The organism is Pseudomonas sp. SJZ131 (assembly GCF_007828705.1).
Lineage (GTDB): Bacteria > Pseudomonadota > Gammaproteobacteria > Pseudomonadales > Pseudomonadaceae > Aquipseudomonas > Aquipseudomonas prosekii.
Genome location: NZ_VIVC01000002.1, coordinates 1,511,720 through 1,530,798 on the forward strand (window position 1 = coordinate 1,511,720; position 19,079 = coordinate 1,530,798).

A 19,079-nucleotide genomic window follows, 5' to 3' on the forward strand; every position below is an offset into this window, starting at 1 on the left:
TCCATCATGAAGCTCAAGACCTTAACGCTGCTGCTGATGCTGTGGGTGCCCGTGGCGCTGAGCAATAACGAACCGGCTGCCGCGCGGGTCAATGGCGAAGTGATTACCGAGCTGCGTCTGGAACGTTATTTCGCCGAATACCTGGAAGATCAGGGCCGAGCGGTGGGCAATATCCGCAACCCCAAGGCCTACAAACAGCTGCGGCGCGCCGCGCTGGATGCGTTGATCGACAAAGAGCTGTTGTGGCAGGAATCGCGCAAGCGCGGCGTGCAGATCAGCGACGCCAGCGTGCGCAGCCAGGTCGAACAGACGCGTCAGGCCATTGGTGGCGCCGAGGTGTTTGCGCGCCGGTTGCAGGACGCCGGTTTTGACGAGGCCACTTTCACCGAATACACCCGCCGCGAATTGGCCGCGCAACAGATGTTCGCCGAACTGAGCAAAGTCGCGGAACCGGATGAACAACAGGTGCGCGCGTTCTTTGCCGAGCACCGCGCCGAGATGGCTCGACCCGAGGAGGTTCAGGCGCGGCACATCCTGCTCAAAGTCGCGCCGGGCGCCGACTTCGCGACAGTCGAAGCGGTGCGGCTACGCTTGTTGGAGATCCGCGCGCAAATTGCCCAAGGCGCAGATTTCGCCGCCGTCGCCCGCAGCGTCTCCGAAGACGATTCGGCCAGCAGTGGCGGGGACTTGGGCTATTTCGCTCGTGGCCGCATGATGGCCGAATTCGAAGCGGCGGCTTTCGCTTTGCAACCGGGAGAGGTCAGCGATCCGGTGCGCACGGCGGTGGGCTGGCATTTGATCTATTTACAGAACCACCAGGAGGCGGCAGATGTCACAGAGGAGCAGGGGCTTGAAACAGTCCGGGCATACCTCGCCCGACAACAAAAGGCCCAGGCTCGTCGAGACGTATTGGCGCACCTGCGATCGACTAATCGCATCGAGCGGATTGACGATGATTGAAGGTTCCCCCCCAATAGTGGGGAAAAGCTTCAATGCCCATCCGTGCGCTTCCCCGCCTTTGGGGGGGAGGGGGTTCTGGACGACGTGGCATTGTCTTCAAATTCAAGGACATGAAGAGATAAGAATACCGGCGCCAGGCCTGGCATGAAGTGTGCGTTAGCCCTTGTAAGGCACGCACTCCACCAGGCCCGGAACTCGGACCTGCTGTTTCAAGGAGTCGACCTTGTTAAACAAAGTACTGGTTGTCGAAGACGAAAAGCTCCTTGCCGAAAACCTCAAGGATTACCTTCAGGCGCAGGGACTGGAAGTCCGGATAGCTCACGACGGTGGCGCAGCAATCGCTGAAGCCGAGCGCTTCGCCCCGGATGTGATGGTGTTCGATTACCGCTTGCCGGATATGGAAGGCTTCGAAGTGCTCGATGCCGTCCGCCTGAACAGGAAGTGTCATTTTGTGCTGATTACCGGGCACCCGACCGCTGAAGTCTGTGAGCGGGCCCGCCAACTGGGCGTCAGCCATATCCTGTTCAAACCGTTTCCGTTGGCGGAATTGGCCCGTGCAGTCTGCGACCTTCTGGGGATGGAACGCGGGGCCAAGACGGGCGCGAACACCGCCGAAGGTTTTGTCGAACGACGCCAGAGCAGGACCGAGAGTTTCCCGCTGCAGTTGTACGACGGCAGTTGGGTGCTGGCGGATCGCCGACGAACATCGGCCTCCATGGCACCGGACGACGAACAATTGCTCACCGGGGAATAGTGGCGCGACACGACGTTCCGGCTCCCGCCGCAATGGCCTGCCGCGCCGACAGGGCCGCAAGCCCCGGGCGTTGGAGAGCAAGCCATGGAACGTCTATCACTGGCCGTGGAAGCGGCACCGCTGGACTGTGTACCTTCACGCTTTAGCAGCGAGCAACTGGCCCAGGCACGTTCGCGGGCCAGCACATCCGGGGAGCGGATGCTCGAAGCACTCGGCGTGTTATCCGATCTGCCGTCGATGTCGTTTATCCAGTGCCTCGGCGCCACCCTGCATTACCCGGTGCTCGACACCGACACGCTGTTCCAGGCCACCCCGGTATTTGACCGGGTCACGCTGGCCCAATGCATCAAACGCGAATTCATCCTGCTGCGCCACGACGACGCGGTGATCGGCGTTTTTGCCGACCCGTTCGACACCGCGCGCCTGGCCTGGATCGACGATTGCCTGCACGGCGCGCCGCTGTATCTGGTGCACGCCGATGACCTCAAGGCCTACCTGGCGCGGCACGAAGAAAGCTTCCACGCGGTGGAATCGCTCAATGCCCAGGCCGACGCCAATGTCGAAATCGACAACTTGCAAAGCCTGTCCCTGACCAGCATCAGCGAAGACGCCAGCGTGGTGGTCAAACTGGTCAACTCGACGCTGTACGACGCGCTGAAAATGCACGCCAGTGACATCCATCTCGGCACCACCGGCAGCGGCCTGGTGATCAAGTACCGGATCGACGGCGTGCTCAACAACATCAGCAAAATCCAGGGCAGCGAGTTCGCCGAGCAAGTGATTTCCCGGGTCAAAGTCATGGCCGAACTGGACATCGGCGAGAAACGCGTGCCGCAGGACGGTCGCTTCAAAATCGGCATCAGCGGCCGGCAGATCGATTTCCGGGTGTCGATCATGCCGAGCATTTTTGGCGAAGACGCGGTGCTGCGGGTGCTCGACAAACAGGACCTCGCCGACAAGGTCAGCGGTGTGCAATTGCAGGCGCTGGGCTTTGCGGACGAAACCCTCAAGCAACTGCGCCGCCTCGCCGCCGAACCCTACGGCATGGTGCTGGTGACCGGCCCCACCGGCAGCGGCAAAACCACCACGCTGTACGCGATGATCACCGAGATCAACCACGGCGTGGACAAGATCATCACCATCGAAGATCCGGTGGAATATCAATTGCCGGGCGTGCTGCAAATCCCCGTGAACGAAAAGAAAGGCCTGACCTTTGCCCGTGGTTTGCGCTCGATCCTGCGCCACGACCCGGACAAGATCATGGTCGGTGAAATCCGTGACCCCGACACCGCGCAAATCGCCGTGCAATCGGCGCTCACCGGCCACCTGGTGTTCACCACCATTCACGCCAACAACGTGTTCGACGTGATTGGCCGTTTCACCCAAATGGAAATCGACCCGTACAGCCTGGTTTCGGCGCTCAACGCGGTGTTGGCGCAACGGCTGATTCGCCTGGTCTGCGCCAGTTGCAGCGCACCGAGCACTCCCAGCGACGATGAACTGCAAGCCTCCGGCCTCGACCCGCAACAGGTCGCGCATTACCAGTTCGTCCACGGCAAGGGTTGCGGTCATTGCCGCGGCACCGGGTATCGCGGGCGCACGGCGATTGCCGAGCTGCTGCACCTGGACGACGAACTGCGGCAAATGATCGTCGAGCGCCAACCGATTTCGAAGATCAAGGCCCACGCCTGCAAACGTGGCTTGCGGCTGTTGCGCGAGTCGGCGCTGGAACTGGTGCAAGCAGGGCGGACCACGCTCGAGGAGATCAATCGTGTCACTTTTGTCTCGTGATCGTTATGTCGCCGTGCTCGGCGCCAGTGGTGTCGGCCTCGGTCATCGGCAGGGCAGCGAAACCCGCTGGCTCGGCAGCGTCGGGTTTATCGACGAAGGTTTTCACGCCTGGGCCGTCGCCCTGGAAACCCTCGAGCGCTTGCTCGCTGAACACGCGCGTGTCGGCGCTGAAGTGAGCGTGGTGGTGTCCGGGCATTTCAGCCGGTTTTGTCTGGTGCCGTGGAGCGACCAGATCAGCAGCCCCGACGAACTGCGCGGCTTCGCCCAACTGTGTTTCGAAGACCTCTACGGCGTGCCCAACCAGCCGTGGAATCTGGTGTTGTCAGCCGAACCGGCCGGCCACGACCGCGTTGCCGCCGCGCTGCCGCAAGACTTGCTCGACCGCCTGCGCACCCTCGCCAGCGGTCGCGGCTTGCGCCTGCGCTCGGTGCAACCGTACCTGATGGCGGCGTTCAATCACTTCGACAAAAGCCTGGATGCCGGGGACTTTCTGTTCATCGTCGCCGAACCGGTGCGCAGCGTATTGTTGCTGGCCCGCGAAGGTCGCTGGGCTTCGGTGCGCTCGGTCGGCAGCGGCGACAGCGATGTTGCGCTGACGGCGCTGATCGGTCGCGAACACCAGTTGCAAGCCTCGACCAGCGAACGCCCGTTGAGCGTTTACCTGCATGCCCCGGCGCGCCTGGATACGCCGCCAGAAGTGCCCGGCGTGCAGTTGAGAAACCTTGCCGAGGACCGCAGCACCGTACGCGATTGCCTGTACGTGATGTCGCGGGCGGTGGCCTGAGATGCGCGCCCTGACGCTCGACTTTCAGCCGCGCCGCCGCTCCGGTCCTTTGGGCTGGAGCCTGTTGGTCGCTGGCGTGGTGCTAGCGGTGGCGTGCTTCGTCGCCCAGCAACACCTCGACGACCAGGCCTCGCAACAACAGGGGCACTTGCAGCACGCGCAACGCGAACTCACCGGTGATAGCGGCAGCAAGGCTGGCCTGAGCCCGGCCGAAACACGCGAACAAGCGCAAAACCTCGCGGAAATGCGCAAGGTCTCGCAGCAACTGCGCCGCCCGTGGGAACGCCTGTTCGCCATGCTCGAAGGCCTGCCGCGTGAAGATATTGCCTTGCTGACCCTGACCCCGGATGCACGCAAGGGCCAGGTGCGGATCAGCGCCGAAGCGCGGGATCTGGAAGCCATGCTCGCCTTTCACCAACGTCTGGAAGCCAGCGACGAGCTGTCCGACGTGTCGCTGCTGAGCCACGAAATCGTCGCCAACGTTGCGGAACACCCGGTGCAATTCAACCTGTCGGCGACTTGGGAGATTGGCGATGCGAATCCCTAGACTGATCGTTCACGAATACCTGCAAGGCCTCGGTGTGCCGGGCCTGGCGGGGTTGGCGCTGCTGCTGTTGGCGCTGCTGTTTGCGCTGGCCGGTTTGCTGCCGGACTGGCAGTCGCTGCAAACCCTCAACCAGCAGACCCGCGAGGCCGGCGAGTACCTGGCCAAAGTCGAGGACGGCAGCGTCGCGCCGCCGGTCGCGCCGCAACGGCAACTGGATGATTTCCGCAGCAAGTTGCCGTCGCAGCCGCAAGCCACGGTGGCCATCGACAAAATCTACGCGTTGGCCGCGCAGGAGCACATCACCCTGGCGCGCGGCGAATACTCCCTCGGCGTCGATCCGAAAACTCATCTGGCGCGTTATCAGATTCTGCTGCCGGTGCGCGGCAGCTATCCGCAATTGCGGCGCTTCCTGCACGCCTTGCTCGGCCAGTTGCCAGCGGTGGTGGTGGAAGACGTCGAGTTTCAACGCAAGAAGATCGCCGACACCGACCTGACCGGGCGGATCCGCATGACCCTTTACCTGTCGAGGTCGTGATGAACAGCAAACGTGTAGCAGGCTGGGTCGGGTTCTTCGCGGTGGCGGCGGGGTTGACCTGGCTGCCGGAATATTTTCAGGAAAACACCGCCGACGAGAACGCCGTTGCGACGCTGGCCACACCGGCCAAACGCAAGATTGCGCCCACACCGGCCAACCTCAAAGCGGCGCCGATCAAGGACCTCAGCCCCGCTGGCGACCTGTTTGCCACCCGTAGCTGGCGCGCCGCGCCGACCCTCGCGGTGGTCACCGAGCAACCTGTCACCGTCGCTGCGGTGGTGCAAACCCCAGTCGTGCCACCGATGCCGTTCCAGTTCGTCGGCAAGCTCGCCGACCGCGCCGACCTGCAAGTGTTTTTGCAGAACGGCGAAAAAATCTACGTCGTGCGCAAAGGGGATGTGATCGACGACACGTGGCGGATCGAGGGCATTTCCGATGTGGAATTGAGCCTGGTCTACCTGCCTCTGCACTTGGCCCAGACTTTGTCTGTGGGGAGCACGCAATGAACCGATCCCGTTTGCTGATGAGTCTGTGCCTGAGCACAGCGCTGGCCGCGTGCAGCTCGGCGCAAGTTGCCAACAAAGAGGCCTCCGACCTGATCGAACAAGGCCAGTACGAAGCCGGGCTGGCGCGTATCGAAGAAGGCCTGCGCGAAGACCCGCGTGATACCGAGCTGCACTTGCTGCTCAACAGCGGCCGCGCCAAAGCCGTTACCGCGTTGCTGACCGCCGGTGACACCGACCGCTCACGCCGCGATTTTGTCTCGGCGCGCCAGGCGTACGGGCGGGTGCTGACCATCGAACCGAACAACCGCCGCGCGCAGGATGCCTTGCGCCAACTCGACTACCTGCGCAGCCAGGATGAAAAACTCGAACTGGCCCGCGGTGACCTGCGCCGGGGCGACATTTACGGCGCCGACCGTCAGGTCAAACAGATCCTCGAACTAGATCCGAAAAACGACGGTGCGCTGGAGCTGCAAGGCAATATTCGTCTGGTGCAGAGCCGCAACGTGATTGCCTACCCACAACTGCGCACACGCCTTGATCGGCCGGTGACACTTGAATTTCGCGACGCCAACCTGAAGACCATTTTCGAAGTGCTGTCGCAAGTCGCCGGGTTGAATTTCATCTTCGACAAAGACCTGCGCCCGGACATGAAAGCGACGATTTTCGTGCGTGACGTGCGCATCGAAGACGCCGTGGAATTGCTCCTGCAACAAAACCAGTTGCACCAGAAAGTGGTGAACGAAAACACCTTGCTGATCTACCCGGACTCGCCGCAGAAGCTCAAGGATTACCAAGAGTTGGTGATGCGCACGTTTTACCTGACCAGCATCGACGCCAACACCGCGCTGAACATGATCAAAACCATGCTCAAGACCCGCGATGTGTTTGTCGATGAACGCCTGAATACCTTGACCATGCGCGACTCCGAAGACGCGATCCGCATGGCCGAAAAACTCCTGCAATCGCAAGATCAGTCCAACCCCGAAGTGGTGCTGGAAGTGGAAGTGATGGAAGTCGCCACCCAGCGCATTCTCGACCTCGGGCTGCAATGGCCGAACACTTTTGGGGTGGTCAACAGCGACGGTTCGGCGGTGACCCTGCTCGACCAATTGAAGGGCATCAACTCCAGCCGGATCTCCATTTCGCCGTCGCCGCAAGCCAAGATCAACGCGCAGGACAACGACATCAACACCCTGGCCAGCCCGGTGATTCGTGTCAGCAACCGCGAGCAGGCGCGCATCCACATTGGCCAGCGCGTGCCGATCATCAGCGCGACGTCGGTGCCATCCACCCAAGGCCCGGTGATCACTGAAAGCGTTACCTACCTCGACGTCGGTCTGAAGCTCGAAGTGCAGCCGACCGTGCATTTGAACAACGAAGTGGCGATCAAGATTGCCTTGGAAGTGAGCAACGCGACACCGCTGGAGCCGACCCGCCAAGGTACGATTCCGGTGCAAGTCGACACCCGCAACGCGCAAACCACCTTGCGCCTGCACGACGGTGAAACGCAGATTCTCGCGGGGTTGATGCGCAATGACCACGGCGCCACCGGCAACAAGATTCCGGGGCTGGGCGACATTCCGGGGCTGGGCCGCTTGTTTGGCAGCAACAAGGACACCGTCGGCAAATCCGAGCTGGTGCTGTCGATCACCCCGCGCATCGTGCGCAACCTGCCGTATCAAAGCCCGTCGGACATGGAATTCCCCACCGGCACCGAAACCAGCATGCACATCCAGGCGCCTGACCGTGGCACGCCATCGACGGTGAATAACAACGTCATGGCCACGCCTGTGGCGTCGACCGTCAACGTTGTCGTCGAGAAGAATTGATCATGAACGCCTCCCAGCGCGGTTTTACCTTGATCGAAGTCGTGGTGACGCTGGCCCTGATCGGCCTGTTGGCCGGCATGGCCGCACCGCTGACCGAAACCGTGGTGCGCCGTGGCAAAGAGCAGGACATGCGTGCGGCGCTGTACCAGATTCGCGACGCCATCGACGCCTACAAACGTGCGTTCGATGCCGGTTATATCGAGAAGTCGCTGAACAGCAGCGGCTACCCGCCGAACCTGCAAGTGCTGGTCGAGGGCGTGCGCGATGTGCGCAGCGCCAAGGGTGCCAAGTTTTACTTTTTGCGCCGTGTGCCGCACGACCCGCTGACCCCGGCCAAACGTGACGATGAAGGTGGCTGGGGCCTGCGCTCCTACGACAGTTCGGCGCAGAACCCGCGCGAAGGCGAGGACGTCTTCGACGTCTATTCCAAAGCACGGGGCAAGGGTCTCAACGGCGTTGCCTACCGCGAGTGGTGAACCTATGAACAAGCGCTGCGAGAAGGGTTTTACCTTGCTGGAATTGATGGTGGTCATGGCGATTATCGCCACGCTGATGACCATTGCCTTGCCCCGCTATTTCACCAGCCTGGAAGCCTCGAAGGAGACCACGCTGCGCCAGAGTCTGTCGGCGATGCGCGAGGCGCTGGATCACTATTACGGCGACACCGGGCGCTATCCCGATTCCATCGAGCAGTTGGTGGAAAAGCGCTATCTGCGCAACCCGCCGACCGACCCGATTGCCGAGCGAAAAGACTTGTGGGTGCTGGTCGCGCCACCGGACGGCGTGCCGGGCGCGGTAGCCGATATCAAAAGCGGCGCGAGCGGGAGGGCGAGTGATGGCAGCCTTTATTCCGAGTGGTAAGCCTGCTGGCGAAGGCGGTTTCACTTACCTGGGCGTGCTGTTTCTGGTGGCGCTGATGGGCATGGGCCTGGCCAGTGCCGGGCAGGTGTGGTCGACCGCGTCCAAACGTGATCGCGAGCGTCAGTTGCTCTGGGTCGGCACGCAATACGCGCAGGCATTGCGCAGCTATTACCGCAGTTCGCCGGGCGTGGCGCAGTACCCCAAAGAACTCGCCGATCTGCTGCAGGATGAGCGTTTTCCCTCGGCCAAACACCATCTGCGGCAGTTGTACCCGGACCCGATGGGCGGCGGCGAATGGTCGCTGATGCGCGGGTTTGATGGGCGCATCACCGGTCTGTACAGCGCTGCCACGGACACGCCGCTCAAGCAGACGGATTTTCCCACGCAATGGTCGGATTTCGTCGGCATGGCCAGTTACAAGGATTGGCAATTCGTCGCCGAGAAGGCGTTTCTGGAAGGCGCTTCCGGCCCGACAAAAGCGCAGTCGGCGAAATCCCCGGGGGTGGCGCCATGAACAGATATTGCCTGACGCTGCTGCTGATATTGATGGCTCCGCCGGCCTCGGCCGGCGCAGAGGACGAAATGATGGGCTTCGTCGTCGACGACACCATCTCGCACATCGGCCACGACTTTTATTACTCGTTCACCGAACGCCTGCGCGCCACCAGCCCGATGGATTTCAACCTGGTGGTGCGCGAACGACCCTCGGCGCGCTGGGGCAGCCTGGTGACCGTGGAATATCAGCAACGCCTGGTTTACCGGCGCTTCCTGCCGCCGAACACCGTCGAGCTCAAAGAGGAAGCGTACAACGCCGCCGACTGGGTTCGCCGGCAGATCGTGCAGCGCAAGCTCGAAGCGTTATTGCAGGACACCACCGACCTGGAGAAGGACGAATTATGAACAAGAAAACGTTCTCACAGCGCACCGGCATCTGGCTTGTCGGGCTCGGCAGCTGCGGCTTGGTCAGCGCCACTGAACTGGTCTATACGCCGATCAATCCGTCGTTCGGCGGCAACCCGTTGAACGGCACTTGGCTGCTCAACAATGCCCAGGCGCAAAACGATTACGACGACCCCGACCTGAAAAACCGCTCGGCAATTGCCGGTACTTCGGCGCTGGAGCGGTTCACCAGTCAGTTGCAATCGCGGTTGCTCGGGCAACTGTTGGACAACATCTCCACCGGCAACACGGGGAGCCTGTCCACAGACAGTTTTATCGTCAACGTCATCGACGACTCCGGCGCACTAAGCATTGAAGTGACCGATCGAGTGACCGGTGAAATTTCGGAAATCCAGGTCAATGGCCTCAACCCTTGATCGGGTTCGGGCTGCCGGGGAGCGAAGGACATGAAAAGAATAATTGCGTTGGGGCTGATGTTGGCGGCACTCCAGGGTTGCAGTTTGCGCGACACGATGCCGGCCGAGCAGGACACCGAGTCGCCGACCCTGACACCGCGGGCGTCGACTTATTACGACTTGTTGAAGATGCCACGGCCCAAGGGGCGCTTGATGGCGGTGGTGTATGGCTTTCGGGATCAGACCGGGCAGTACAAACCGACGCCGGCGAGTTCGTTTTCGACCAGCGTCACCCAGGGTGCGGCGAGCATGTTGATGGATGCGTTGCAGGCCAGTGGCTGGTTTGTGGTGCTGGAGCGTGAGGGGCTGCAGAACTTGTTGACCGAACGCAAGATTATTCGCGCCTCGCAGAAGAAGGAAAATACCCCGGTGAATATCCAGGGTGAGTTGCCGCCGTTGCAGGCTGCGAATCTGATGTTGGAGGGCGGGATTATTGCCTATGACACCAATGTGCGCAGTGGCGGGGAGGGTGCGCGGTATTTGGGGATTGATATTTCGCGTGAGTATCGGGTGGATCAGGTGTCGGTGAATTTGCGTGCGGTGGATGTGCGCAGTGGGCAGGTGTTGGCGAATGTGATGACGAGCAAGACGATTTATTCGGTGGGGCGTAGTGCCGGGGTGTTCAAGTTTATTGAGTTCAAGAAGTTGCTTGAGGCTGAGGTGGGTTATACGACGAATGAGCCGGCGCAGTTGTGTGTGTTGTCGGCGATTGAGGCGGCGGTGGGGCATCTTTTGGCGCAGGGGATTGAGCGGCGTTTGTGGCAGGTGGCGGGGGATAATTCGGTGCCTGCGCGGGATGAGGTTCTGGAGCGGTATTTGTCTCAGAACAAGGTGGTTGAGGAGGGTGAGGGGGAGTGAGCCGAGGCGGCCTTCGGGCCGACCTGGCTGGGGGTGGTTTGTGGGTATATCCGTTATTTTGGGTGGGGCGGCTGGCGGTTTCGCTTTTACAGCGAGTGACTTTTTCAGACGCCAAAAAGTAACCAAAAGGCTTTGCCCCGGCGTTCGGCCCCTCGCTTGGGCTCGGGGTTCCTTCGCTCCGGGGTCGATCTGGGGGCATCGCCTACGGTCTGCTTCGCTACGACCTCCTCTCGATGCGTTCGACTCCGTCGAACGGCGCTTCGCGCCCACCCCCAGATCAACCCCTCCACTCAGCCTGCCGAAGGGGCAGCACGGCAAGATCAAGAGCTGCAGGCGAGCTAACGCTCGGCCTGTTGAGTGGTGAGAAGCACAGCGGATCTGCGTTTGATTTTGCCTTTGTAGGAGCGAGGCTTGCCCGCGAAGGCGTCCTGACAGACGACCTGTTTCCCCCAAACACACCCAAATCCCTGTAGGAGTGAGCCTGCTCGCGATGGCCATCTCACAGCCAATCAATCTCCCCCGAATACACCCAAATCCCCTGTGGGAGCGAGCTTGCTCGCGATGACTCCCTCACCACCAACCCAACTCCCCCGAATGTACCCAACCCAACTGCAGAAGCGAGCCTGCCCGCAATACCTCCCTCCCAGCCACCACCAACCCCCACCCACAAAAAAACCGTGCCCCTTTCCAGCGGCACGGTTTTTTTATCCAACAATTTACTGCTGCAAAACGCTCGCCTGGTTGGCCGATCCAAACTGTTGCACGGTGGCCATTTGTGTCACGCCGCTTTGGTCTACGGTGGCCATGTTGCCGGCGCCGCCCTGGGTGACGTAGGCGACGTTCAGTGTGTCGGCCTGCTTGACGGTGATTTGGTTGTCACTGCCGTACAGTTGCGCGGTGAATGCCTGGTTGCCGGTGCCGGACTGGTCGAATTCGGCGCTGTTGCCGCTGCCGGCGGAGGTGCCCTGGATCAGGTTTGTGGTGCCGCGCTGGTCGGCGATGAGGATGTTGTCGCTGCCATTCTGGTCGAAGTACAGCTCGTTGTAGCTGTCGGCCTGGCTGACGGTGGTTTTGTTGCCGGAGCCGGTCTGGTGGGTGGTCATGATCTGGCCGACGCCGTCCTGTTTGAAGCTTGCAACGTTGGCGGTGCCGTTCTGGTTGATGGTGGCGCGCTGGTTGCTGCCGAATTGGCCGCCCAGTTGCGGGCCTTGCCAGTTGCTGGCGTGGACTTTGTTGCCGTTGCCCACCGAGGTCGCGTTGAGCACGTGGCTGTCGCCGCTTTGGTAGGTGAAGTGGACGTTGCCGGTGCCTTGCTGATACAGCGCGACGGTTGAGCCGATCGATTCGAACTGGTCGGCATAGATCGCGTTCAGATCGCCGACCTGCAACACCTGCGCGACGTTGTTTTCGCCGAAGCTCTGGTCGACCACGGTTTCGTTGGTTTGCCCGTATTGGTTGACGGTGGCCTGGCTGGCGACTTGGCTGTCTTGCCAGACTTCGGTGCCGTTGAAGTCGCCGAACTGGTTGATGGTCAGCGTGCCGCCGTCGCCGTTGCGCTGGTCGCCGTAGGCGTAGTTGCCTTCGCCGGCCTGGTTGATGCCGATCTGCCCGCCGAGGTGGTTGATGTGTTCGGCGGTGCCGTAGTTGGTAGTGCCGTACTGGATGACCGTCGCGTTGTTGGCGATGCCCATCTGGATCTGTTCGATGTTGGCTTCGTTGCCGTCACCGAACTGCAAGGTCTGCGCGGTGTTGGCTTCCTGCGATTCCTGATAGATGAACGAGAAGTTGCCACTGCCTTGCTGTTGCTGCAGCGCCTGATTTTCGCCGAGGCCGATCGACTGGCTGGCGTGGCTGGTGTTGAACGCGCCGATTTGCTGCTGGACGATGCTGCTGCCGTTTTCGAACAACTGCTCGGCGTAACCGGCGTTGAAATCGCCGGCCTGGTCCTGGGTGATGGTGCCGGTGGCGGTGTCCTGATTGGCGGCGGCGTCGTTGCCTTCGCCGAGTTGTTGTTGGGTGGCGGTGCTGAACGGCGCAGCGGTTTGTTTGACGTCGGCGATGTTGGCGGTGCCGAGCTGGTTTTGCGTGGACAGGCTGTCATCGGCCATGGCCTGGGCACTGATCATGACCAGGATGGCGGCGGTGAGGGGCGTCAATTTGAACATGATGAAACCTCCAGGTTGTTGCAGTGCTTAGCGATATTGTTTGACCGAAACGCTCATGCCGTTCCCCGCTTGGGTCACGGCGCTGGACAGCCCGGTGCCGGCCTGGTCGATGCTGGCGTCGTTGTTATTGCCGTTCTGCGAAATCTGCGCGCGGTTGTGGCTGCCGGTCTGGGTGATCGATGCGTCGTTGCCATAACCTTGCTGGGTGATCTGCGCCATCAGGTCGCTGCCCTGTTGCAGGATGTATGCTTCCTGATTGCTCCCCGACTGAACGATCCGCCCGAGCAGCGACTGGCCGTTCTGTTGCAACAACGCGACGTTGGCCTGGCCGTTCTGATCGATCAGCGCGTGCTGGCCGATTGGCGCTGGCAACTCACCGAGGTCGGCGCTGGGTGCCAGGTCGTCGTTTTCCATCAAATCGTCGGCGCGCACGCCTGTACCGCTGCAAAGCACAAGCAGGCAGAGCAGGGCGGCGGTCGGCGTTTTCATGGCGTTGTCCTGTGGGAAGTGGCCGGCCCCACTGACCACAATGGCCAGTGGGGCGAAGGCTTATTGCACGGTCACGGCGACCGTGCGTTGCGTGCCTTGGGACGAGCGGATGGTCGCCGTCGGGTTGGCCGACGGGATCACCGTGGTGCTGTTGCTCACCGTCAGCCGCCAGCGACCGGTCACCGGCACCGTGGTGGTGCCCAATGTCACCAGCCCGGTCGGCGTGGTCACTTGAACGGTGATGGTGTTGCCGGTGGTCACCGAGGAGGTGCCGGTGAAGTCCCAATTGAAGCGGTTGTTGGAACGGGCCTGGACCGTCGCCGCGGTGACGGCGAAGTTTTCCGCAGCAGGGCGTGGCGAGACTTGCACCGTGACCGTCGCCGGTGTCGACAGTGCGCCGAAAGCGTCCCTGGCGATGTAGCTGAAGGTCGTGGTGAACGCCGTGGTGACCGTGGCTGGCGGCGTGTACGTAATCACGCTGCCGTCAGTGCTGACGGTGCCGCGACCGGCCGCTGGTTGGGTCAGGCTGGCGACGGCCAGCGGTACGTTGCCTTCCGGATCGGTGTCGTTGGCCAACACGTTGATCGGGATCGCCACGCCGAGCGTCGCGATGCTGTCGGCGACGGCCACCGGCGACTGGTTCGGCGCCACAGTGATGGTCACGGTCGCCGCAGCGCTCGAGGCCAGGCCTTTGACGTCTTGAGCCTTGTAAGTGAAGGTCGTGGTCAGCGGGGCATTGACCACGGCTGGCGGGGTGTAAACCACCGCGGTGCTGCCGCTTAATGCCACGGTGCCCTGGCCGGCGGCCGGTTGGGTCAGCGCGGTAATGCTCAGCGGCGTGTTGCCGTCCGGGTCGCTGTCGTTGGCCAGCAGGTTGAGGGTGATCGGCACGCCGAAACTGGTGCTGCCGCTATCGGCGACCGCCAGCGGCGCTTCGTTCTCGCCAGTATTCGGCGCCGCGCCGACCACCACCACAGGCTCGGTGTCACTGCCGCCCGCCGCAGATTTGATCGTCACGGTGGCCGGTGGCTGCAGCAGATCGGCAACCGTCAAGCGTTGCAGCGTGCCGGACTTCGACAGCCGCCCGTAACCCTGCGCGACCATGTCCGGGACCACCACTTCGTCACTCGACGAGGCTTCGATCAGCAGGCTGTGGTTGGCCCAGTTGTAGCGCGCGGTCTGCACTTTCACCACATCGGTGACTTTGCTCGATACTGCGGTGGGCCGGGTGGTGCCGGTCGGATTGGTGGCGGTCACGACCACCACCGGAGGCACCGGACCGTTGAACAGCCGCTGGGCGAAGAACAGGCCGTTGTTGTCGCCGGTCATGTTGATCAGGCAGGGTGACGGCGGCGGTCCGACCACCAGCGCCACGGTTTCGCGGAAGCACAGGCTGGAGCTGTTGGCCGATTTGCCAAAGACTTCGACGCGCGTGCTGTTGCCCGTGCCCGAGGACGTGCGGCGATAGGTCGCGCGGTCGATCTCGACGTCGGTTTGCGCGCGGTTGTCGAGGACTTTGCCGGACACCGTGAACAGGTTGGTCTGGATCGTCCCGGCCGGGCCCTGGATGCGCACGAAGTTGGTGTTGTTGGGGCTGCCGGTCACCGGCTCGTTGAGGTTCGGGTCGCCGACGAAAGTTTCCACAGCGCCGGTGTCCGGGTTCACTTCGGTGTAGGGGCCGTTGACGCTGCGCAGGAACGGCCCGATGTTGCCATTCAGCGCGCCGCTGAAATTGCCCGGTGCGCCAATGCCGATGTCACGCGTGATGTTGATCGCGCGGCGGCCCGGCGTGGTGACGTTGACCGTTTCCACGCCGTACGGGTGGGTGACGGTGTAAACCCCGGCGGTCGGCACCGAGATGCGCAGGCGAATCCGCGCGAAGGACACTTGGTCGCCATCGACCACGGCTTCGCCACCGAACGCCGCTTCGATGGCGGCGACGTACACTTCGAGTTCATAACCGCTGTTGCCGACTTGCGGGATGGCCGTTTCGGCGACGAACCAGAAGGCTTCGCCTGGCCAGTTGTCCGGGAACACCATCGGCTGGGCGTCGTCATAAACGCCCGGCTCCGCGCCGAGCAGACACATGTATGACGGCGGCGTGGTGGCCGGCACTCGCGAGCTCGCGGCGCGCGACTGGCACAGTTCCATCGACAGTTGATTGTTGTCCTGATACCACATGGGGAATTTCCCCGTGGCAAAGGTATAAGGGCCGGGATCGACAGCGGCAAGTTGGGCGAAAGCGCTGCCGGACAGCGATAAAGTCAGTCCCAGGGCGTTGAGCGCCAGGCGTGGCCAATTGTTCATGATGCCTCCTGATGAGGATCTGCGCGTGTGAGCGTTCATTGCACGATGACCACTTCTTCGGTATCGCTGCCGCCATTGGATGACGTCACCCGAACCCTGGACGGTGGAATCGGCGAGATCCCGGTGGCCAGGGTTTTCACCGCACCTTCGCCACTCAGCGCGCCGATCGCGGCACCGCCGGCGGAGGTCGCGGTGAGTACCGGCGGCGAGGTTTCATCGCTGGTCGAAGCCACGAGCGTCAGTTGCCCGGAGCTCAGGCTGTACTCGGCGCGCTGGATCACCACCAGGTCGGTCAGCGCCATCGACAAGGTGGTCGGCGTGCTAGTCGGGATCGCCAGCGAGTTGTCGGCGGTCACCTGCACGCTGCTCGGCAAGCTCGGGTTGAGCGCCGATTGCGCGTACCAGTTGCCGGTGGTGTCGGCTTCGCTCATGTTCAGCACCGGGCTGCTGCTGGACACCACGGCGGTGGCGGGCGGCGGTGGCGCCATGACGAAGATGTCCTGCTGCGCCACGGGGGCGCTTTCACCGGCCTTGCGTGAGTAAGTGCTGCGCTGGGTGATCATTGGCGTTGGCCGCACCACCGTCGACAACTTGCCGGAAATCGCAAACAGCGTGGTCCGCAGGTCGAGGCCGTTCGGCCCTTCGATGCGCACGAAGTTGGTGTTGAACGGGCTGCCGGTGACGGCTTCCTCGATGTTTGGATCACCGATGAATTGCTCGGCCGCGCCGGTCACCGGATTCGTTTCGGTGTACGGGCCGTTGGCGCTGCGCAAGAACGGTCCGACGTCGCCCCGCAGCGCGCCGTCGTAGGTTTTCGGTGCGCCGATGCCGATGTCGCGCGTCATGTTGATCGCCCGCCGCCCCGGCACCGGAACGTCAAACACGTCGACGCCGTAAGGGTGGGTGACGACATAGGTGCCGGCGGTAGGCACGTCGATGCGAATGCGCACACGGGCGAAACTGATCTGGTCCCCTTCGACCGGTTCTTCCGCGGCGAACGCCGCTTCGATGGCCGTGCCGAACGACAGGTCAATGCCGCGCGCAGCATCGACGATGGTCGCATCGGCGGTGAACCAGAAGGCTTCGTCGGGGAAGTTGGTCGGGAAGACCACCGGTTGCGCGTCATCAAACACGCCAGGCGCCGGCAGCAGGTTGCACATGTAAGTCGGCGCGCCCGGCGCACCGGGCACCCGCGAACTGACGGCTTTGGACAGGCACAGGTCGAGCGTTCGGCCGTGGGTGTCCTGATACCAGGCGGCAAACGAGCCGTTGGCTGGCAGATAAGGGCCTGGATCAACAGCGAACAGCGCCGCTTCGGCAACGCCCAGGGCTTGAGCGGTAACCACCAGCGCAATCGCGGTTTTGGACAGTAAAGGGTGCATGAGTAATCCCTCTATCGGAGTGCCTGCCCCTTGGAGACGGGTCAGTTGAGGGGGCTAGCGCAAATTGCATACCAAACACGCGCAATCGCCCCGAAAGCCCCGAGGTACAAGGCTGCGCGTGGACGAAGAGGTTTGACGGCGGGGCGATTGCAGCGGGCGAGTGTCCCCAGGATTGGGGGCGGTGGGGTTGTGGGGAATGGGGGAAGTCCGGTGGGGGTTGGCCGACCGGAGATTTCATTGTTACTTGATCAGTCGGGTGTCCAGTGCGAACCGTTCCTGGGACACAAGCTTGAACTGCTCGGCGGCCAGATCGCAGCTCACCAGCAGGTTCCACGAGTGGCGGGTCACGGCTGAAGGGATCAGCACGAAGGGATGTTCGGTCAAAAAATTATCGGCAAACCGCTGCTGATTGAGCGAGGGCAGGGAGGGGATGAGCCAGTTTGGATTTGGCACCTCGTCGGGCTGGATGACTTTGATGGTGGAGGGGTCGAGTACCTGGAAGCAGGTCAGCACGTGCGGGACCCTGTCCAGCGTATCGAAGCCGACATGCACCGCCACTTCCAGAATGGCGGTTGAGGGGTCCGCCGACGCGTAGATGACCCGGCGCCCGGGCGGGTTCCAGCGACCACCGGAGGCTTGCGCGCCGAGGCCGCTGTCCCACGACTCCTTGTATACCTCGCGATCCAGGCGCCAGGCGTGCCAAGTGCCGTCCCATGGCAAAGCATTCATTGATAAACCCCGTGTTCAATCCGTGTCAGGTAACCCTCGACCACCAGATAGCCCAGCGCGTTGTCGATCAATAACAGCGGGATGTTTCCGTCCAGGTATTTGCAGGGCTTCTTCAGCCAGTCCTCGGCCAATGGCTGACTGCCGAACACGTTGATCGCGTGTTCCAGGGTCTGCGCGTATTGAAACGCCACGGTACTTTGCTGCTGGTTCAAGCGCACTGTGGCGGTCTCTTTGGTCAAGCGCTGGACAGTCCTCACGGATTTACCGGTAATGCGTTCGACCAGACCGCTGGCCATGTACAGCGCGGAGATTTCGAGCATTTCGCGGACGTCACTCAAGTCGAAACCTTCTTGCGTGTAGCGAATGATTTCCAACGGGGTGTCACTTTTACGGCCATGCAGCAGGACTTCCGTCGGTGTTTTGCTGACTTTATCGGCAGCGGCCCGCCGGCCTGCGGGGCGGGATTTATCGCCGGTTGATGTGTCTGCGGTATTGGTTGCGGACATGTTGATGACCTCTCGCGACATTTGACGCGATGATAGCGCCAAATGTCGCAATTGCGGTAAATGAGTTTTGGTTTTCTTGATGCGTGGTGATGTCGAGGGGAGTTACCCCCGTTGGGTTGCGAAGCAGCCCCAGAACCTGCGATCGCGTTTTTCCTCAAGAACCGCGATGGCTTATTGGGGCCGCTTCGCAGCCCAACGGGGGTAAACCCCCTCGCCACAGGTGCGATGTCTCTCAGAAGGATTTTGTTGATCTGACGGTAGTAGTTGCGTGCATCTTTAGCTGTTGCGCCGACGCCGCGATTTCCCCTGACGAAATAAATAACCTGTGGCGAGGGGGTTTACCCCCGTTGGGTTGCGCAGCAGCCCCCAAACCTGCGATTAAGTTTTTCCTGAAGAACTGCGACAATTTTTATTGGGGCCGCTTCGCGGCCCAACGGGGGTAAACCCCCTCGCCACAGGTGCGATGTCTTCTCAGAAGGATTTTGTTGGCTGACGGTAGTCGTCGCGGGCGTCTTTTGGCTGTTTGCTCCGACGCCGCAATTCCCCCTGACGAAATAAGCAACCTGTGGCGAGGGGGGTTACGCCCGTTGGGTTGCGCAGCAGCCCCAGAACCTGCGATCGCGTTTTTCCTGAGAACCGCGACGGCGATATTGGGGCCGCTGCGCAGTCCAACGGGGCTAACCCCCCCCGCCACGGGATGTTTCGTCAGCGATACGAGCAA

Annotated in this window: 20 protein-coding genes; 14 read left to right on the plus strand and 6 right to left on the minus strand. The window is 62.0% G+C overall.

Annotated features, from left to right (window positions below; translation table 11 throughout):
* Positions 1-6: 6 nt before the first annotated feature.
* The 14 genes from FBY12_RS13970 (at position 7) to FBY12_RS14035 (ending at position 10,780) form a co-directional block, all read left to right on the plus strand.
* A complete protein-coding gene (locus FBY12_RS13970) occupies positions 7-960 on the plus strand; it encodes a peptidylprolyl isomerase (RefSeq protein ID WP_145253212.1) in 954 nt (317 codons plus the stop codon).
* A gap of 223 nt (positions 961-1,183) precedes the next feature.
* Positions 1,184-1,714: a response regulator gene (locus tag FBY12_RS13975; RefSeq protein WP_145253214.1), complete on the plus strand. Its 531-nt coding sequence runs from the start codon at positions 1,184-1,186 to the stop codon at positions 1,712-1,714.
* 84 nt (positions 1,715-1,798) lie between these two features.
* Positions 1,799-3,505, plus strand: coding sequence for a GspE/PulE family protein (locus FBY12_RS13980; protein ID WP_145253216.1), 1,707 nt, complete (start codon positions 1,799-1,801; stop codon positions 3,503-3,505).
* A complete protein-coding gene (locus FBY12_RS13985; RefSeq protein ID WP_145253218.1) occupies positions 3,486-4,289 on the plus strand; it encodes a hypothetical protein in 804 nt (267 codons plus the stop codon). Before FBY12_RS13980 ends, FBY12_RS13985 begins: the two co-directional genes overlap by 20 nt.
* A 1-nt stretch (position 4,290) precedes the next feature.
* Positions 4,291-4,836 carry a PilN domain-containing protein gene (locus FBY12_RS13990; protein WP_101210030.1) on the plus strand — a complete coding sequence of 182 codons (546 nt, stop codon included), beginning with the start codon at positions 4,291-4,293 and terminating at the stop codon, positions 4,834-4,836.
* Positions 4,823-5,371 carry a GspMb/PilO family protein gene (locus FBY12_RS13995; RefSeq protein WP_092280197.1) on the plus strand — a complete coding sequence of 183 codons (549 nt, stop codon included), beginning with the start codon at positions 4,823-4,825 and terminating at the stop codon, positions 5,369-5,371. The genes FBY12_RS13990 and FBY12_RS13995 overlap by 14 nt, the downstream gene beginning before the upstream one ends.
* Positions 5,371-5,877 carry a hypothetical protein gene (locus FBY12_RS14000; protein ID WP_145253220.1) on the plus strand — a complete coding sequence of 169 codons (507 nt, stop codon included), beginning with the start codon at positions 5,371-5,373 and terminating at the stop codon, positions 5,875-5,877. The genes FBY12_RS13995 and FBY12_RS14000 overlap by 1 nt, the downstream gene beginning before the upstream one ends.
* Positions 5,874-7,706, plus strand: coding sequence for a secretin N-terminal domain-containing protein (locus FBY12_RS14005; protein WP_101210027.1), 1,833 nt, complete (start codon positions 5,874-5,876; stop codon positions 7,704-7,706). The genes FBY12_RS14000 and FBY12_RS14005 overlap by 4 nt, the downstream gene beginning before the upstream one ends.
* A 2-nt stretch (positions 7,707-7,708) precedes the next feature.
* Positions 7,709-8,182 carry a type II secretion system protein gene (locus FBY12_RS14010; protein ID WP_145253222.1) on the plus strand — a complete coding sequence of 158 codons (474 nt, stop codon included), beginning with the start codon at positions 7,709-7,711 and terminating at the stop codon, positions 8,180-8,182.
* 4 nt (positions 8,183-8,186) lie between these two features.
* Complete coding sequence (locus tag FBY12_RS14015) at positions 8,187-8,567, plus strand: type II secretion system protein (RefSeq protein WP_092280205.1); 381 nt, start codon at positions 8,187-8,189, stop codon at positions 8,565-8,567.
* On the plus strand, positions 8,542-9,081 hold the full coding sequence (locus FBY12_RS14020; protein ID WP_121732214.1) for a type II secretion system protein: 540 nt from the start codon (positions 8,542-8,544) through the stop codon (positions 9,079-9,081). Before FBY12_RS14015 ends, FBY12_RS14020 begins: the two co-directional genes overlap by 26 nt.
* Positions 9,078-9,467, plus strand: a complete 390-nt coding sequence (gene csgE / locus FBY12_RS14025) for a curli production assembly/transport protein CsgE (protein WP_121732215.1) — start codon at positions 9,078-9,080, stop codon at positions 9,465-9,467. The genes FBY12_RS14020 and csgE overlap by 4 nt, the downstream gene beginning before the upstream one ends.
* On the plus strand, positions 9,464-9,883 hold the full coding sequence (locus FBY12_RS14030) for a curli assembly protein CsgF (RefSeq protein ID WP_109504333.1): 420 nt from the start codon (positions 9,464-9,466) through the stop codon (positions 9,881-9,883). The genes csgE and FBY12_RS14030 overlap by 4 nt, the downstream gene beginning before the upstream one ends.
* 30 nt (positions 9,884-9,913) lie before the next feature.
* Positions 9,914-10,780 (plus strand): CsgG/HfaB family protein, encoded by an 867-nt coding sequence (locus tag FBY12_RS14035; protein ID WP_092280211.1) that lies wholly within the window; start codon positions 9,914-9,916, stop codon positions 10,778-10,780.
* Positions 10,781-11,496: 716 nt separating this feature from the next.
* Here FBY12_RS14035 and FBY12_RS14040 read toward each other — a convergent pair.
* The 6 genes from FBY12_RS14040 to FBY12_RS14065 all read right to left on the minus strand — a co-directional run bounded on the left by FBY12_RS14040 (position 11,497) and on the right by FBY12_RS14065 (position 18,358).
* Positions 11,497-12,945: a curlin gene (locus tag FBY12_RS14040; RefSeq protein ID WP_145253224.1), complete on the minus strand. Its 1,449-nt coding sequence runs from the start codon at positions 12,943-12,945 to the stop codon at positions 11,497-11,499.
* 27 nt (positions 12,946-12,972) lie between these two features.
* Entirely contained in the window at positions 12,973-13,434 is a 462-nt protein-coding gene (locus FBY12_RS14045) for a curlin (RefSeq protein WP_145253226.1), read from the minus strand.
* Between the two features lie 60 nt (positions 13,435-13,494).
* Positions 13,495-15,741: an Ig-like domain-containing protein gene (locus tag FBY12_RS14050; protein WP_145253228.1), complete on the minus strand. Its 2,247-nt coding sequence runs from the start codon at positions 15,739-15,741 to the stop codon at positions 13,495-13,497.
* 35 nt (positions 15,742-15,776) lie between these two features.
* The gene (locus tag FBY12_RS14055) at positions 15,777-17,123 is read right to left on the minus strand and encodes a hypothetical protein (RefSeq protein ID WP_121731368.1); all 1,347 of its coding nucleotides are present in this window, start codon (positions 17,121-17,123) and stop codon (positions 15,777-15,779) included.
* Positions 17,124-17,363: 240 nt separating this feature from the next.
* A complete protein-coding gene (locus FBY12_RS14060) occupies positions 17,364-17,852 on the minus strand; it encodes an RES family NAD+ phosphorylase (RefSeq protein ID WP_145253230.1) in 489 nt (162 codons plus the stop codon).
* Entirely contained in the window at positions 17,849-18,358 is a 510-nt protein-coding gene (locus FBY12_RS14065; RefSeq protein ID WP_121731367.1) for an antitoxin Xre/MbcA/ParS toxin-binding domain-containing protein, read from the minus strand. Before FBY12_RS14065 ends, FBY12_RS14060 begins: the two co-directional genes overlap by 4 nt.
* Positions 18,359-19,079 lie beyond the last annotated feature (721 nt).